A 15,997-nucleotide genomic window follows, 5' to 3' on the forward strand; every position below is an offset into this window, starting at 1 on the left:
CAGACGAGCGATATTTGTTCTCTGCGCGACAGCGCAGCCCAAAAGGGCTGGGTAATCTCCCACAGGGAATGCATACCCCCTGTAGGAGCGGCTTTAACCGCGAAGAGGCCAGCACAGGCAACAACCCTTCTCAGTGCTGCTCCCCAGCCCGCTTCAGCAGCTTCTTGCAGCGCTCGGACAGATGCACCACCCGCAACTGCTTGCCCGCCCTCGCATACCGCTCTCGCAAGGTCTTCAACGCCGCAATCGCCGAATAATCGACAAAGCTCAAATGCTGGCAATCCAGGGTCACCTTGTCCGGGTCGTTAGCCGGGTCGAACTGGTTCAGGAACACCGTAGTCGAGGCAAAGAACAGCGTGCCATGCACCTGGTAATGCTTGCCCTCCTCTGCATCCTCATGGCTGTCGGCATACAGCTCCCGCGCATGCTGCCAGGCAAAGTTCACCGCCGCGATGACGATGCCGAACAGCACCGCCACGGCCAGGTCGGTGAACACCGTGACCACGGTCACCGCAATGATCGCCAGCACATCGCTCAGCGGCACTTTGTGCAGCACCCGCAAAGACGCCCAGGCAAAGGTCTGCTGCGCCACCACGAACATCACCCCGACCAGCGCCGCCAGCGGAATACGCTCGATCAACGGCGACAGGAACAACACGAACAGCAAGACCATAACCCCGGCCACCACCCCCGATAGCCGACCACGGCCATTGGAGCTGAGGTTGATCATGGTCTGGCCGATCATCGCGCAACCACCCATGCCACCGCACAGGCCGGAAACCATGTTGGCCGCGCCCAGCGCCACGCACTCGCGGTCCGGGTAGCCACGGCTCTCGGTGATTTCATCGGTCAGGTTGAGCGTAAGCAGGGTCTCAAGCAGCCCGACCATGGCCATCAGCACCGCATAGGGGGCGATGATCTTGAGGGTCTCGAGGTTCCACGGCACCTCCGGCAGGGCCAGCTGCGGCAGGCCACCGGCGATGCGCGCCATATCGCCCAGGGTGCGTGTGGGCAGGCCAAGCAGGTACACCAGCAAACCAACGCCAAGGATCGCCACCAGCGCTGGCGGCACCGTACGGGTCAACTTCGGCAGCACGTAGACCACCGCCATGGTCAGCGCCACCAGTCCAATCATCAGGTACAGCGGCGTACCGCTGAGCCAGTGCCCGCCCTCCTTGAAGTGTTCCAGTTGGGCCAAGGCGATAACGATGGCCAGGCCGTTGACGAAGCCGAGCATCACCGGGTACGGCACCAACCGCACCAGCTTGCCCAGGCGCAACAAGCCGAACAGCATCATCACTACGCCGCCCAGCAAAACCGTGGCCAGCAGGTACTGCGCACCGTGCTGCACCACCAGGGCAACGATCACCACCGCCATCGAGCCGGCGGCACCGGAAATCATCCCCGGTCGACCACCGAAAAGCGCCGTCAGGGTGCAGATGATGAAGGCGCCATACAGGCCCATCAGCGGGTTCAGGTGAGCCACCAGGGCAAAGGCGATGCACTCGGGCACCAAGGCGAACGAGGTGGTCAGGCCGGCGAGCACGTCGGCGCGAAGTCGGGCGGGTTTCATGGGCATCCTGTGAGGCGGTCCGGGCGGACGGTACAAAAACAAGGGGCGCGATGTTACGGAATTTGTCTGACAGCGGCCACCGCTCAAGGGGTTTTGTAACGTGAAACCAGCAGAAGCCGGGCAAATTTGCCATCATGAACATTCCACCTGCGGAGATCATGGACATGCCGCTACGCCCCCTATTCGCCGCCTTGCTGCTGGCCGCCAGCCTCACTGCCCAGGCCGCCACCGAGGTATTGCCGCTACAACACCGCAGCAGCGCCGAACTGCTGCCCGCCGCCCAGGCATTCATCGGCAAGGACGGCACGGTCAGCGCCTTCGAGAACAAGCTGATCGTCAACGCCAGCCCCGAACGCATCGACGACCTGCGCACCCTGCTGCAACAACTGGATACCGCACCCAAGCGCCTGCTGATCAGCGTCGACAACAACGACAGCAACTTCCAGGACAACCGTGGCAACGCGCGCGTCATCCACTATGGCACCAGCAACCGTGACGGCGGCATGCAGCAGATTCAGGCCAGCGAAGGCCAGCCGGCGCTGATCCAGATTGGCCAGAGCATCCCGATCACCAGCACCAGCACCGACGGCTACGGGCGCATCCAGAGCAATACCGAATACCGCAACGTGACCCAAGGTTTCTACGTCACCCCCAGCTTGAGTGGCGATACGGTTCGTCTGCAAATAAGCACCAATAATGACCGTATCAGCCAGGAACGTGCTGATGTAGTGAAAGTACAAAGCACCGACACGACCATCACCGGCAAGCTCGGAGAATGGATCACCCTGGCGGGCTACAACCAGCAGAGCCAAGCCGACCGTAGCGCATCAAGCCACAGTTACAGCACCCAACGGGGTGAAAACATGACTTTGCGCGTCAAAGTCGACCTTCTCGACTGATCCCAGGCAATTCAAGGCCTCGACCAAAGGCCTTGAAACTGACTGCCAAGTCGCATTAGACCAAAGATGTAGTAAGTGAAAAAAACCACTACAAAACATTTGACAGGGTCTTTTTCCCAAGGGCATGATGGCCTCGCTCCCGCTAATCAGGGGCCCTGGCAAGGGCCTTCGAGGCGCGCTCCTCCCACCCCTGGAGGCGTCTCGTGTCTATACGGCCCACAAGGCGGTTCGACGGGATTGCGACTGCAACGAAGAAGTTGTCCCGAGGGACGGAAGCGCATCACCGCAGTACTGGCAATCGCGTAGCACCGCAGCAAGGCAACCACGAGCCAACCTGCCGGAGCATCCTTTCGCCTGGCCTGCACACCCTTCCCCTTCGAGCCTTCGCGTTCGCCGCCGCACTCCTGCGAACAGGACAGCCGCCAGCTCCTGATCTGCTCCGAGCATCAGCACAATTACCCCAAGATCGATGCGACGAGGTTTATTTCCATGGCACTGACACGCGAACAGCAAATTGCAGCCCTCGAGAAAGACTGGGCCGAGAACCCGCGCTGGAAAGGCGTGACCCGTACCTACACCGCCGCTGATGTCGTTCGCCTGCGTGGCTCCCTGCAGCCGGAGCACACCCTGGCCCGCCTGGGTGCAGAAAAACTGTGGAAGTTGGTCACCGAAGGTGCCCACCCGTCCTTCCGCCCAGAAAAAGATTTCGTCAACTGCATGGGCGCCCTGACCGGCGGCCAGGCAGTGCAGCAGGTCAAGGCCGGCATCCAGGCCATCTATCTGTCCGGCTGGCAGGTTGCCGCCGACAACAACTCGGCCGAGTCCATGTACCCTGACCAGTCGCTGTACCCGGTCGACTCGGTACCGACCGTGGTCAAGCGCATCAACAACGCCTTCCGCCGCGCCGACCAGATCCAGTGGAAAGCCGGCAAGAACCCGGGTGACGATGGCTACATCGACTACTTCGCACCGATCGTGGCCGACGCCGAAGCCGGTTTCGGTGGCGTACTGAACGCCTACGAGCTGATGAAGAACATGATCGAAGCAGGCGCCGCCGGTGTGCACTTCGAAGACCAGCTGGCCTCGGTGAAAAAATGCGGCCACATGGGTGGCAAGGTACTGGTACCGACCCAGGAAGCCGTGCAAAAGCTGGTGGCAGCGCGCCTGGCAGCTGACGTATCGGGCGTGCCGACCATCATCTTGGCCCGTACCGACGCCAACGCCGCCGACCTGCTGACCAGCGACTGCGACCCGTACGACCAGCCGTTCGTGATTGGCGAGCGCACCCGTGAAGGCTTCTACAAGGTACGCGCCGGCCTCGACCAGGCCATCGCCCGCGGCCTGGCCTACGCGCCGTACGCCGACCTGATCTGGTGCGAAACCGCCAAGCCGGACCTGGACGAAGCCCGCCGCTTCGCCGAAGCGATCAAGAAGGAGTATCCGGACCAGATCCTGTCGTACAACTGCTCGCCTTCCTTCAACTGGAAGAAGAACCTGGACGACGCGACCATCGCCAAGTTCCAGCGCGAGCTGTCGGCAATGGGCTACAAGCACCAGTTCATCACCCTGGCCGGCATCCACAACATGTGGCACGGCATGTTCAACCTGGCGCACGACTACGCCCGCAACGACATGACCGCCTACGTGAAGCTGCAGGAGCAGGAATTCGCTGACGCCAACAAAGGCTACACCTTCGTGGCGCACCAGCAGGAAGTGGGCACTGGCTACTTCGACGACATGACCACCGTGATTCAGGGTGGCGCATCGTCGGTGACTGCACTGACCGGTTCGACCGAGGAAGAGCAGTTCCACTGATAGTGGGTTGCTGTTGAAGAAAGGCCCGAGGCTTGTTAAAGCCCCGGGCCTTTCTTTTGGGTCTGTACCCAGAAATACACGGAACCTGTAGGAGCGGCCTTGTGTCGCGAAAGGGCTGCAAAGCAGCCCCAGCATTTTTTGCCTCGATGCTTAAATCCTGGGGCCGCTCTGCGGCCCTTTCGCGACACAAGGCCGCTCCTACAAAGCAATCGCGAAGCCCTGCAATACCTCAGTGCTTCATGCCCAGCTCCGCATCATCCATCAGCGCCTTGGCCATCGCGCTCAGATAGTGGGCGGCCCAGATCATCATCGGTTTCTCATCCATCAGGCCGGTGATGGTCAGTTCGCGCACGTAACCCATCAATTCCGAAGACTGCTCGCGGGCGTCACGACAGGGAATGCCTGACTCGATGCGGAACAGTGGGTGGGTGCCGTTTTCGCCTTGGTAGAACGTGGTCTTGCCGACAGTGAATTGGGTGTCTTCTGTGGTCATTTTTGAATCCCCTGAAAATTCTCGACTGCCTGGACGGGCCCTTTCGCGGGTAAACCCGCTCCCACAGGGACTGTGCAAGCCTTGAAGACTGTGGTGATCCTGTGGGAGCGGGTTCACCCGCGAAGAGGCCCGCCCAGACAACACATCACTCAAGCCTCAGTGCAAAGTCCGAGGCTCAGCGGGCATCTGCACCTGGATCAATGCCGACTCAAGCAAAGCCCGCAGCGCCTCAAGCTCATGCATCGAGGTCATCATCAGGATCGACGCCGGTGATTTGGGCTGCACCAGCAAGGCCTTATGCACCACGGTCGCCGCGCACAGTGCGTAGTCGGTGGCCTGGATCAGGGTGTCTTCGAGGGAATGGGGGTTGTGGGGTGGATCGGGGACAACTTTCAGCATGACTCGCTCCTTTCTTTCCTGTTTGGCTACCATCCGCCCGCTGTCAAACGGTTGGGTGGCAGCTATGCGCGGGTTGACAGACCGGTGGAAAGAAAGAAAGACCGGCGCACGCGAGCGTGCCCACACGCACAGCCGCCATTGAGGCAAAGCGAGTGCACCTTCTTTCAATTCCGGCCTGTCAAAGCCGTGTCGTTGATGTGCAACGGCACGCCGAGACTAGAGCGCTGCCACAGCAGCCGCAACGGAAAAAAGGCGGCAAGAGTATGTTTGGGAAATGGCCTACATGGAAGGGGTTAAATCCGACATCTCAGGTGTTCTGCGCCCGGTTGCGTCAGGGCGGCGAGGTGCCTGCCTTGGTTTTTGCGGTGTTGCATAGATCGAGCGCCGCCCGCGCGGCGCTCGGTCTCACAGGCGCCACATTCCTTTCATCAAGCCCATGGCAGCCCCAACACAATCCAAAGGCATCACCGGCAAAACCCACGATCAGGTCTATGCTTGAGGCAGCCCAGCCGCAAGGACCGCCCATGCCTCGCCCAAGCCACCTGATGATTCTCGCCTTGGCCGCCGCCACCCTCTATATATATGCACTGGCCAGCGACAACACCTTGCTCGCCCTCCTGGCCAAACCGATCCCGGTACTGACCCTGATCGCCTGGCTGCGCAGCACCCCTGCCACACCTTATCGCCAGTGGATCACCCTAGGCCTGGCACTCTCGGTACTCGGCGACATCCTGCTGGCCATCCCCGCCGACCTGTTCGTGTTCGGCCTTGCTGCCTTCCTCTGCGCCCACCTGGCCTACCTGCGCGCCTATTGCAGCCAGACCCTGCGCCCAGCCCTGCCCGCACTGCTGCTGAGCGGCATCACCGGCATCACTCTGCTCGGCGTACTGGCCAGCCGCGGCCTCGGCCCACTACTGATCCCGGTCGTGCTCTACGCCTTGGCCATCAGCGCCATGCTCTGGCGCGCCCTGGCCTGTGGCGGGCTCGCCGCGCTCGGCGCCTGCCTGTTCGTGCTTTCCGACAGCCTGATCGGTATCGACCGCTTCGTCAGCCCGTTCGCCGCCGCGCCGTACCTGATCATCCTCACCTACTGGCTCGGCCAATGGGCGATCGCTTCATCAGCCAGTCATCGCTCAATCGGTAAAGTATTGACCCAGGGCGGGGCAAGCGGCGTCAGAAGCTGCTAGAACAGGCGTTTTTTGCATTTGCAAGTAGGGGGAATCGCCAGATGAACTTTACAAGACACAGAACAACGGAAATATCAGACATGAGATCAAATGATATTAATTATCATTTCGAAACTTGCAATTCGTTACCATTCGCAGGAAACATAATTAACAAAACCGCACGCAATGCCCGAATCTCAAGGCTTTCAGCCAGTTACAAGCGGCTTTTGTACTTAATCCTACGAATAAATTTGCTACAGAAATTTTACTTGCACGGGGTTTACCCATAAAATCAGCGCGATTGATTCAGCTGCGACATTTGGTCACTGCATGTGCGACACCAGGTCGCCGCTCTACACTTATTTCAGACTGCAGAGCTGGGTCTCTGTATAAGGATCTCTAGCATGTCCGATTCGGCAGGACTCATCGCCCACAACTGGGGCTTTGCCATCTTCCTCCTGGGTGTCGTCGGCCTGTGCGCCTTCATGCTCGGCCTTTCCAGCCTGCTCGGTAGCAAGGCCTGGGGCCGCGCCAAGAACGAACCCTTCGAATCCGGCATGCTGCCCGTCGGCAGCGCCCGCCTGCGCCTGTCCGCCAAATTCTATCTGGTCGCGATGCTGTTCGTGATCTTCGATATCGAAGCCCTCTTTCTCTTTGCATGGTCTGTGTCCGTCCGCGAAAGCGGCTGGACCGGATTCGTCGAAGCACTCGTTTTCATAGCAATTCTGTTGGCTGGTCTTGTCTACCTATGGCGCGTCGGGGCACTTGATTGGGCTCCCGAAGGTCGCCGCAAGCGGCAAGCGATGCTGAAACAATGAGGCTTTGGCATGCAATACAATCTCACCAGAATCGATCCGGATGCGCCCAACGAGCAGTACCCGGTCGGTGAACGGGAAACCGTCACCGATCAACTGCTGGAGGACCAGGTCCACAAGAACATCTTCATGGGCAAGCTTGAAGATGTGCTGCGTGGCGCGGTCAACTGGGGTCGCAAGAACTCCCTCTGGCCGTACAACTTCGGCCTGTCCTGCTGCTACGTGGAAATGACCACGGCCTTCACGGCACCCCACGACATCGCCCGCTTCGGCGCCGAAGTCATCCGGGCATCGCCGCGTCAGGCCGACTTCATGGTCATCGCCGGTACCTGCTTCGTCAAAATGGCGCCGATCATCCAGCGCCTGTACGAGCAGATGCTCGAGCCGAAATGGGTAATTTCCATGGGTTCGTGCGCCAACTCCGGCGGCATGTACGACATCTACTCGGTCGTTCAGGGGGTCGACAAGTTCCTCCCCGTGGACGTCTATGTGCCCGGCTGCCCGCCACGCCCTGAGGCTTTCCTGCAAGGCTTGATGCTGCTGCAGGAGTCGATCGGCCAAGAACGACGCCCGCTTTCCTGGGTTGTTGGTGATCAAGGTATTTACCGTGCCGAGATGCCAGCCCAGAAAGACCTGCGTCGTGAGCAGCGCATTGCAGTAACCAACCTGCGCAGCCCCGACGAAGTCTGATCCAGCGACCTGCCGCCCGCTCCCCTGGAGCCGGCGGCCTGGCTTCATTCTTAACGTTGACCCAAAGCGACCGAGACCATGACAGCGGACAACGCTATTTTCATTCCGCCCTACAAGGCTGACGACCAGGATGTGGTCGTCGAACTGCACAACCGTTTTGGCGCCGAAGCATTCGTCGCCCAGGAAACCCGCACCGGCATGCCCGTGCTGTGGGTCAAGCGCGAGCAGCTCAAGGAAGTGCTGAGCTTCCTGCGCGGCGTAGCCAAACCGTACAGCATGCTGTACGACCTGCACGGCGTCGACGAGCGCCTGCGCACCCAGCGCCGCGGCCTGCCAGCCGCCGACTTCAGCGTGTTCTACCACCTGCTGTCGATCGAGCGTAACAGCGATGTGATGATCAAGGTGTCGCTCAGCGAAGGCGACCTGAACCTGCCGACCGTGACCGGTATCTGGCCGAACGCCAACTGGTACGAGCGCGAAGTCTGGGACATGTTCGGCATCGACTTTGCCGGCCACCCGCACCTCAGCCGCATCATGATGCCGCCCACCTGGGAAGGCCACCCGCTGCGCAAGGACTACCCGGCCCGCGCTACCGAGTTCGATCCCTACAGCCTGACCCTGGCCAAGCAGCAGCTTGAAGAGGAATCGGCACGCTTCAACCCTGAAGCCTGGGGCATGAAGCGCCAGGGCGCCAACGAGGACTACATGTTCCTCAACCTCGGCCCCAACCACCCTTCCGCGCACGGTGCCTTCCGTATCGTCCTGCAGCTGGACGGTGAAGAGATCGTCGACTGCGTACCGGACATTGGCTACCACCACCGTGGCGCCGAAAAAATGGCCGAACGCCAGTCCTGGCACAGCTTCATCCCCTACACCGACCGTATCGACTACCTCGGCGGGGTAATGAACAACCTGCCGTACGTGCTCGCGGTCGAGAAGCTGGCCGGCATCAAGGTGCCACAGAAGGTCGACACCATCCGCGTGATGCTGGCCGAGTTCTTCCGTATCACCAGCCACCTGCTGTTCCTGGGTACCTACATCCAGGACGTCGGCGCCATGACCCCGGTGTTCTTCACCTTCACCGACCGCCAGCGCGCGTACACCGTGATCGAAGCGATCACCGGTTTCCGCCTGCACCCGGCCTGGTACCGCATCGGTGGCGTTGCCCACGACCTGCCGCGCGGCTGGGACAAGCTGGTCAAGGACTTCGTCGAATGGCTGCCCAAGCGCCTCGACGAGTACGAAAAGGCCGCCCTGCAGAACAGCATCCTCAAGGGCCGTACCATCGGCGTTGCCGCGTACAACACCAAGGAAGCCCTGGCCTGGGGTACCACCGGTGCCGGCCTGCGTGCCACCGGTTGCGACTTCGACCTGCGTAAAGCCCGCCCCTACTCCGGCTACGAGAACTTCGAGTTCGAAGTACCGCTGGCCCACAACGGCGATGCCTACGATCGCTGCATGGTCCGTGTCGAGGAGATGCGCCAGAGTATCCGCATCATCGACCAGTGCCTGCGCAACATGCCGGAAGGCCCGTACAAGGCGGATCACCCGCTGACCACGCCGCCGCCGAAAGAGCGCACCCTGCAGCACATCGAAACCCTGATCACGCACTTCCTGCAAGTCTCGTGGGGCCCGGTCATGCCGGCCAACGAGTCGTTCCAGATGATCGAGGCGACCAAGGGCATCAACAGTTACTACCTGACGAGCGATGGCGGCACCATGAGCTACCGCACCCGGATCCGTACCCCGAGCTACCCGCACCTGCAGCAGATCCCTTCGGTGATCAAAGGCAGCATGGTCGCCGACCTCATTGCGTACCTGGGCAGTATCGACTTCGTTATGGCTGACGTGGACCGCTAAGCATGAACAGCACGCTTATCCAGACAGACCGTTTCGCCCTGAGCGAAACCGAGCGCTCGGCCATCGAGCACGAAATGCATCACTACGAGGACCCGCGCGCGGCGTCCATCGAAGCCCTGAAGATCGTCCAGAAGGAACGTGGCTGGGTGCCGGACGGCGCCATCCACGCCATCGGCGAAGTACTGGGCATCCCGGCCAGCGACGTCGAAGGTGTCGCCACCTTCTACAGCCAGATCTTCCGTCAGCCGGTCGGCCGCCACATCATCCGCGTGTGCGACAGCATGGTCTGCTACATCGGCGGCCATGAATCCGTGGTCAGCCAGATTCAAAGCGAACTGGGCATCGGCCTGGGCCAGACCACCGCCGACGGCCGCTTCACCCTGCTGCCGGTATGCTGCCTGGGCAACTGCGACAAGGCCCCGGCGCTGATGATCGACGACGACACCTTCGGTGACGTGCAGCCGGCTGGTGTTTCCAAATTGCTGGAGGGTTACGTATGACCATTACTTCCTTCGGCCCGGCCAACCGCATCGCGCGCACGGCCGAAACCCACCCGCTGACCTGGCGCCTGCGTGACGACGGCGAGCCGGTCTGGCTTGCCGAGTACGAATCGAAGAACGGCTACGCTGCCGCCCGCAAGGCGCTGGCGCAGATGTCGGCCGACGACATCGTGCAAAGCGTCAAGGACTCCGGCCTCAAGGGGCGCGGTGGTGCAGGCTTCCCCACTGGCGTGAAGTGGGGCCTGATGCCCAAAGACGAATCCATGAACATCCGCTACCTGCTGTGCAACGCGGACGAAATGGAGCCGAACACCTGGAAAGACCGCATGCTGATGGAGCAACAGCCCCATCTGCTGGTAGAGGGCATGCTGATCAGCGCCCGCGCCCTGAAGGCCTACCGTGGCTACATCTTCCTGCGTGGCGAATACACCACCGCAGCGAAGAACCTGAACCGCGCCATCGAGGAAGCCAAGGCCGCCGGCCTGCTGGGCAAGAACATCCTCGGCAGCGGTTTCGATTTCGAGCTGTTCGTGCACACCGGTGCCGGCCGCTACATCTGCGGTGAAGAAACCGCACTGATCAACTCGCTGGAAGGCCGCCGCGCCAACCCGCGCTCCAAGCCGCCCTTCCCTGCCGCCGTGGGCGTGTGGGGCAAGCCGACTTGCGTGAACAACGTCGAAACCCTGTGCAACGTCCCGGCCATCGTCGCCAACGGCAACGACTGGTACAAGTCGCTGGCCCGTGAAGGCAGCGAAGACCACGGCACCAAGCTGATGGGCTTCTCCGGCAAGGTGAAGAACCCGGGCCTGTGGGAACTGCCTTTCGGCGTCACCGCCCGCGAACTGTTCGAAGACTACGCCGGCGGCATGCGCGACGGCTTCAAGCTCAAGTGCTGGCAGCCAGGTGGCGCCGGTACCGGCTTCCTGCTGCCCGAGCACCTCGACGCGCAGATGTACGCCGGCGGCATCGCCAAGGTCGGCACCCGTATGGGTACCGGTCTGGCAATGGCGGTGGACGACAGCATCAACATGGTTTCGCTGCTGCGCAACATGGAAGAGTTCTTCGCCCGCGAATCGTGCGGCTGGTGCACCCCATGCCGTGACGGCCTGCCATGGAGCGTGAAGATGCTGCGCGCACTGGAGAAAGGCCAGGGCCGCGCCGAAGACATCGAGACGCTGCTGGGCCTGGTCAACTTCCTCGGCCCTGGCCGTACCTTCTGTGCTCACGCACCAGGTGCCGTCGAGCCGCTGGGCAGTGCCATCAAATACTTCCGGTCCGAGTTCGAGGCCGGTGTCGCTCCAGCTGCGGCTGGCGATGCCCTGCGCCCCGACCTGGCCAAGCCAATCCAGGCCGGGCCGATCGTGGTCGGCGCATAACAAGATGATTAGGCGGGTGGTCCGTGCCACTCGCCAGCTTGCCGGCAGGCCCGAGAAATCGTGGCGTGTCGCAAGCTCACCGATTTCCATTAGCCACGCCCGCTCACGCGGGCCAACGAAGAACTTTGAACAATGGCCACTATCCACGTAGACGGCAAAGCGCTCGAAGTCAACGGTGCAGACAACCTGTTACAGGCCTGTCTGTCGCTCGGCCTCGACATCCCTTATTTCTGCTGGCACCCGGCGCTTGGTAGCGTTGGCGCCTGCCGGCAGTGCGCGGTCAAGCAGTACACCGACGAGAACGACACCCGCGGTCGTATCGTCATGTCCTGCATGACCCCTGCCTCCGACGGCACCTGGATCTCCATCGACGATGAAGAGTCCAAGGCGTTCCGCGCCAGCGTCGTCGAATGGCTGATGACCAACCACCCGCACGACTGCCCGGTGTGCGAGGAAGGCGGTCACTGCCACCTGCAGGACATGACGGTAATGACCGGCCACAACGAGCGCCGCTACCGTTTCACCAAGCGTACCCACCAGAACCAGGACCTCGGCCCGTTCATCGCCCATGAGATGAACCGCTGCATCGCCTGCTACCGCTGCGTGCGCTACTACAAGGACTATGCCGGTGGTACCGACCTGGGCGTTTACGGCGCCCACGACAACGTGTACTTCGGCCGCGTCGAAGACGGCGTGCTGGAAAGCGAATTCTCCGGCAACCTGACCGAGGTCTGCCCGACCGGCGTGTTCACCGACAAGACCCACTCCGAGCGCTACAACCGCAAGTGGGACATGCAGTTTGCCCCGAGCATCTGCCACGGCTGCTCCAGCGGCTGCAACATCAGCCCGGGCGAGCGCTACGGCGAACTGCGTCGGGTGGAAAACCGCTTCAACGGCTCGGTAAACCAGTACTTCCTGTGCGACCGTGGCCGCTTCGGCTATGGCTACGTCAACCGCAAGGATCGCCCACGCCAGCCACACCTGGCCGACGGCACCAAGCTTGGCCTGGACGCCGCCCTGGACAAGGCCGCCGACCTGCTGCGCGGACGTACCATCGTCGGTATCGGCTCGCCACGCGCCAGCCTGGAAAGCAACTACGGCCTGCGTGAGCTGGTCGGTGCCGAGTACTTCTACTCGGGTATGGAAGCCGGCGAACTGGCCCGCGTACGCCTGGCCCTGAACGTGCTGAACAACAGCCCGCTGCCGGTCCCGACCCTGCGCGACATCGAAGACCACGACGCCGTGTTCGTGCTCGGTGAAGACCTGACCCAGACCGCTGCCCGCGTCGCCCTGGCCGTGCGCCAGGCCACCAAGGGCAAGGCCGAGGCCATGGCCGAAGCGATGAAGGTGCAGCCGTGGCTCGACGCCGCCGTGAAGAATATCGGCCAGCACGCGCTGTACCCGCTGTTCATCGCTTCGCTGGCTGAAACCAAGCTGGACGACGTCGCCGAAGAATGCGTGCACGCCGCCCCGGCCGACCTGGCCCGCATCGGTTTCGCCGTGGCCCACGCCATCGACCCGAGCGCCCCTGCCGTCGAAGGCCTGGACGCCGAAGCGAAAGCCCTGGCCCAGCGCATCGCCGACGCCCTGGTCGCGGCCAAGCGCCCACTGGTCGTAGCCGGTACCTCGCTGGCCGACCCCGCGCTGATCGAAGCCGCCGCCAACATCGCCAAGGCGCTGAAGCTGCGCGAGAAGAACGGCTCGCTGAGCCTGGTGGTGCCTGAAGCCAACAGCCTCGGCCTGGCCATGCTCGGTGGCGAGTCGGTCGATGCCGCGCTGGACGCGGTCATCAGCGGCAAGGCCGACGCCATCGTCGTGCTGGAAAACGACCTGTACGCCCGCGTACCGGCCGCCAAGGTCGATGCAGCCCTGGCCGCGGCCAAGGTAGTGATCGTTGCCGACCACTCGAAAACCCCGACTGTCGACCGCGCCCACCTGGTGCTGCCGGCCGCCTCGTTCGCCGAAGGCGACGGTACCCTGGTCAGCCAGGAAGGCCGCGCCCAGCGCTTCTTCCAGGTCTTCGACCCGCAATACCTGGACAGCAGCATCCAGATCCACGAAGGCTGGCGCTGGATGCACGCCCTGCGTGCCACCCTGCTGAACAAGCCGGTCGACTGGACCCAGCTGGATCACGTCACCAGCGCCTGCGCCGAAGCCGCCCCGCAACTGGCCGGTATCGTCAACGCCGCGCCAAGCGCCGCGTTCCGCATCAAGGGCATGAAACTGGCCCGTGAGCCGCTGCGCTACTCCGGCCGTACCGCCATGCGCGCCAACATCAGCGTGCACGAGCCGCGTACTCCGCAAGACAAGGACACCGCGTTCGCCTTCTCCATGGAAGGCTACTCGGGTTCGGCCGAACCGCGTCAGCAAGTGCCGTTCGCCTGGTCGCCGGGCTGGAACTCGCCGCAAGCCTGGAACAAGTTCCAGGACGAGGTCGGTGGCCACCTGCGTGCAGGTGACCCGGGCGTACGCCTGATCGAACCGCAAGGCGACCGCCTGCACTGGTTCAATACCATTCCGGGCGCCTTCAACCCGGCCCGTGGTACCTGGACTGCCGTGCCGTTCTTCCACCTGTTCGGCAGCGAAGAAAGCTCCTCGCGCGCCGCACCGGTACAAGAGCGCATCCCGGCAGCCTACGTGGCCCTGGCCAAGTCCGAAGCCGACCGCCTGGGCGTCAACGACGGTGCCCTGCTGAGCCTGAACGTTGCCGGTGTGGCTCTGCGCCTGCCGCTGCGTATCAATGAAGAGCTGGGCGCTGGCCTGGTCGCGTTGCCGAAAGGCCTGGCCGGCATTCCGCCTGCCATCTTCGGTGCATCCGTCGAAGGTCTGCAGGAGGCAGCACAATGAGCTGGTTCACCCCCGAAGTGATCGATGTGATCCTGACCGTGCTGCGGGCCATCGTGGTCCTGCTGGCGGTGGTGGTCTGCGGCGCGCTGCTCAGCTTCGTCGAGCGCCGCCTGCTGGGCTGGTGGCAGGACCGTTACGGTCCGAACCGCGTCGGCCCGTTCGGCATGTTCCAGATCGCTGCCGACATGCTGAAGATGTTCTTCAAGGAAGACTGGAACCCGCCCTTCGTCGACCGCGTGATCTTCACCCTGGCACCGGTAGTGGCCATGAGCGCCCTGCTGATCGCCTTCGTGGTCATCCCGATCACCCCGACCTGGGGCGTCGCCGACCTGAACATCGGCCTGCTGTTCTTCTTCGCCATGGCCGGCCTGTCGGTCTACGCGGTGCTGTTCGCCGGCTGGTCGTCGAACAACAAGTACGCCCTGCTGGGCAGCTTGCGCGCCTCGGCACAGACCGTGTCGTACGAAGTGTTCCTGGGCCTGGCGCTGATGGGCGTGGTGGTGCAGGTGGGTTCGTTCAACATGCGCGACATCGTTGAATACCAGGCCCAGAACCTGTGGTTCATCATTCCGCAGTTCTTCGGCTTCTGTACCTTCTTCATCGCTGGCGTCGCCGTGACTCACCGTCACCCGTTCGACCAACCCGAAGCGGAACAGGAACTGGCCGACGGCTACCACATCGAGTATGCCGGCATGAAATGGGGCATGTTCTTCGTCGGTGAGTACATCGGCATCATCCTCATCTCGGCGCTGCTGGTAACCCTGTTCTTCGGCGGCTGGCACGGCCCGTTCGGCATCCTGCCGCAACTGTCGTTCCTGTGGTTCGCGCTGAAGACCGCGTTCTTCATCATGCTGTTCATCCTGCTGCGCGCATCGATCCCGCGCCCACGCTATGACCAGGTGATGGACTTCAGCTGGAAGTTCTGCCTGCCGCTGACCCTGATCAATTTGCTGGTGACCGCTGCGATCGTGCTCTACAACACGCCAGCCGTCGCGGCCCAGTGAGGATTTGACCCATGTTCAAGTATATCGGCGACATCGTTAAGGGCACCGGCACCCAGCTGCGCAGCCTGGCAATGGTGTTCTCCCACGGGTTCCGCAAGCGCGACACCCTGCAGTACCCCGAAGAACCCGTGTACCTGCCGCCGCGCTACCGCGGCCGCATCGTCCTTACCCGCGACCCCGATGGCGAGGAGCGCTGCGTAGCGTGCAACCTCTGCGCGGTGGCCTGCCCGGTCGGCTGCATCTCGCTGCAGAAGGCCGAGACCGAGGACGGCCGCTGGTATCCGGAGTTCTTCCGCATCAACTTCTCGCGCTGCATCTTCTGTGGCCTGTGTGAAGAAGCGTGCCCGACCACCGCGATCCAGCTGACTCCGGATTTCGAAATGGCCGAGTTCAAGCGTCAGGACCTGGTGTACGAGAAAGAAGATCTGCTGATCTCCGGCCCCGGCAAGAACCCTGACTACAACTTCTACCGTGTTGCCGGCATGGCAATCGCTGGCAAGCCGAAGGGCTCTGCACAGAACGAAGCCGAGCCGATCAACGTGAAGAGCTTGCTCCCATAA

The 15,997-nt window shown here is 62.3% G+C and carries 14 protein-coding genes; 11 read left to right on the top strand and 3 right to left on the bottom strand.

Annotated elements, in window-relative coordinates:
• Positions 1-130 precede the first annotated feature (130 nt).
• Positions 131-1,573, bottom strand: coding sequence for a SulP family inorganic anion transporter (locus tag GEV38_RS18250; RefSeq protein WP_054572493.1), 1,443 nt, complete (start codon positions 1,571-1,573; stop codon positions 131-133).
• A gap of 134 nt (positions 1,574-1,707) precedes the next feature.
• On the opposite strand from GEV38_RS18250, the gene GEV38_RS18255 reads away from it, so the two are divergent.
• The gene (locus GEV38_RS18255; RefSeq protein ID WP_013973379.1) at positions 1,708-2,472 is read left to right on the top strand and encodes a secretin N-terminal domain-containing protein; all 765 of its coding nucleotides are present in this window, start codon (positions 1,708-1,710) and stop codon (positions 2,470-2,472) included.
• 489 nt (positions 2,473-2,961) lie between these two features.
• Positions 2,962-4,287, top strand: a complete 1,326-nt coding sequence (gene aceA, locus GEV38_RS18260) for an isocitrate lyase (protein WP_013973380.1) — start codon at positions 2,962-2,964, stop codon at positions 4,285-4,287.
• A gap of 229 nt (positions 4,288-4,516) precedes the next feature.
• Here aceA and GEV38_RS18265 read toward each other — a convergent pair whose 3' ends face one another.
• Positions 4,517-4,780, bottom strand: a complete 264-nt coding sequence (locus GEV38_RS18265) for a DUF3077 domain-containing protein (RefSeq protein WP_015271050.1) — start codon at positions 4,778-4,780, stop codon at positions 4,517-4,519.
• 156 nt (positions 4,781-4,936) lie between these two features.
• Positions 4,937-5,179, bottom strand: coding sequence for a hypothetical protein (locus tag GEV38_RS18270; protein ID WP_054572492.1), 243 nt, complete (start codon positions 5,177-5,179; stop codon positions 4,937-4,939).
• Positions 5,180-5,703: 524 nt separating this feature from the next.
• Between GEV38_RS18270 and GEV38_RS18275 the strand changes: the two genes are divergently transcribed.
• The 9 genes from GEV38_RS18275 to nuoI all read left to right on the top strand — a co-directional run bounded on the left by GEV38_RS18275 (position 5,704) and on the right by nuoI (position 15,997).
• Positions 5,704-6,366, top strand: coding sequence for a lysoplasmalogenase (locus tag GEV38_RS18275; protein WP_015271052.1), 663 nt, complete (start codon positions 5,704-5,706; stop codon positions 6,364-6,366).
• A gap of 383 nt (positions 6,367-6,749) precedes the next feature.
• A complete protein-coding gene (locus GEV38_RS18280; protein WP_054572491.1) occupies positions 6,750-7,163 on the top strand; it encodes an NADH-quinone oxidoreductase subunit A in 414 nt (137 codons plus the stop codon).
• A 9-nt stretch (positions 7,164-7,172) separates the two neighbouring features.
• On the top strand, positions 7,173-7,850 hold the full coding sequence (locus tag GEV38_RS18285; protein ID WP_003251429.1) for an NADH-quinone oxidoreductase subunit B family protein: 678 nt from the start codon (positions 7,173-7,175) through the stop codon (positions 7,848-7,850).
• A gap of 78 nt (positions 7,851-7,928) precedes the next feature.
• The gene (nuoC, locus tag GEV38_RS18290; RefSeq protein WP_013973384.1) at positions 7,929-9,710 is read left to right on the top strand and encodes an NADH-quinone oxidoreductase subunit C/D; all 1,782 of its coding nucleotides are present in this window, start codon (positions 7,929-7,931) and stop codon (positions 9,708-9,710) included.
• Between the two features lie 2 nt (positions 9,711-9,712).
• Entirely contained in the window at positions 9,713-10,210 is a 498-nt protein-coding gene (nuoE, locus tag GEV38_RS18295; protein WP_003251433.1) for an NADH-quinone oxidoreductase subunit NuoE, read from the top strand.
• Positions 10,207-11,586, top strand: coding sequence for an NADH-quinone oxidoreductase subunit NuoF (nuoF, locus tag GEV38_RS18300; RefSeq protein WP_015271053.1), 1,380 nt, complete (start codon positions 10,207-10,209; stop codon positions 11,584-11,586). Before nuoE ends, nuoF begins: the two co-directional genes overlap by 4 nt.
• Positions 11,587-11,718: 132 nt before the next feature.
• A complete protein-coding gene (nuoG, locus tag GEV38_RS18305; protein WP_015271054.1) occupies positions 11,719-14,433 on the top strand; it encodes an NADH-quinone oxidoreductase subunit NuoG in 2,715 nt (904 codons plus the stop codon).
• Positions 14,430-15,437, top strand: coding sequence for an NADH-quinone oxidoreductase subunit NuoH (nuoH, locus tag GEV38_RS18310; RefSeq protein ID WP_003251440.1), 1,008 nt, complete (start codon positions 14,430-14,432; stop codon positions 15,435-15,437). The genes nuoG and nuoH overlap by 4 nt, the downstream gene beginning before the upstream one ends.
• Before the next feature lie 11 nt (positions 15,438-15,448).
• Complete coding sequence (gene nuoI / locus GEV38_RS18315; RefSeq protein ID WP_003251442.1) at positions 15,449-15,997, top strand: NADH-quinone oxidoreductase subunit NuoI; 549 nt, start codon at positions 15,449-15,451, stop codon at positions 15,995-15,997.

Source organism: Pseudomonas sp. 13159349, from assembly GCF_013305685.1.
Taxonomy (GTDB): domain Bacteria; phylum Pseudomonadota; class Gammaproteobacteria; order Pseudomonadales; family Pseudomonadaceae; genus Aquipseudomonas; species Aquipseudomonas asiatica.

Coding starts and splice junctions, on each gene's coding strand:
- GEV38_RS18250 (WP_054572493.1), bottom strand. CDS start 1,573: ATGAAACCCGCCCGACTTCGCGCCGACGTGCTCGCCGGCCTGACCACC.
- GEV38_RS18255 (WP_013973379.1), top strand. CDS start 1,708: ATGAACATTCCACCTGCGGAGATCATGGACATGCCGCTACGCCCCCTA.
- aceA (WP_013973380.1), top strand. CDS start 2,962: ATGGCACTGACACGCGAACAGCAAATTGCAGCCCTCGAGAAAGACTGG.
- GEV38_RS18265 (WP_015271050.1), bottom strand. CDS start 4,780: ATGACCACAGAAGACACCCAATTCACTGTCGGCAAGACCACGTTCTAC.
- GEV38_RS18270 (WP_054572492.1), bottom strand. CDS start 5,179: ATGCTGAAAGTTGTCCCCGATCCACCCCACAACCCCCATTCCCTCGAA.
- GEV38_RS18275 (WP_015271052.1), top strand. CDS start 5,704: ATGCCTCGCCCAAGCCACCTGATGATTCTCGCCTTGGCCGCCGCCACC.
- GEV38_RS18280 (WP_054572491.1), top strand. CDS start 6,750: ATGTCCGATTCGGCAGGACTCATCGCCCACAACTGGGGCTTTGCCATC.
- GEV38_RS18285 (WP_003251429.1), top strand. CDS start 7,173: ATGCAATACAATCTCACCAGAATCGATCCGGATGCGCCCAACGAGCAG.
- nuoC (WP_013973384.1), top strand. CDS start 7,929: ATGACAGCGGACAACGCTATTTTCATTCCGCCCTACAAGGCTGACGAC.
- nuoE (WP_003251433.1), top strand. CDS start 9,713: ATGAACAGCACGCTTATCCAGACAGACCGTTTCGCCCTGAGCGAAACC.
- nuoF (WP_015271053.1), top strand. CDS start 10,207: ATGACCATTACTTCCTTCGGCCCGGCCAACCGCATCGCGCGCACGGCC.
- nuoG (WP_015271054.1), top strand. CDS start 11,719: ATGGCCACTATCCACGTAGACGGCAAAGCGCTCGAAGTCAACGGTGCA.
- nuoH (WP_003251440.1), top strand. CDS start 14,430: ATGAGCTGGTTCACCCCCGAAGTGATCGATGTGATCCTGACCGTGCTG.
- nuoI (WP_003251442.1), top strand. CDS start 15,449: ATGTTCAAGTATATCGGCGACATCGTTAAGGGCACCGGCACCCAGCTG.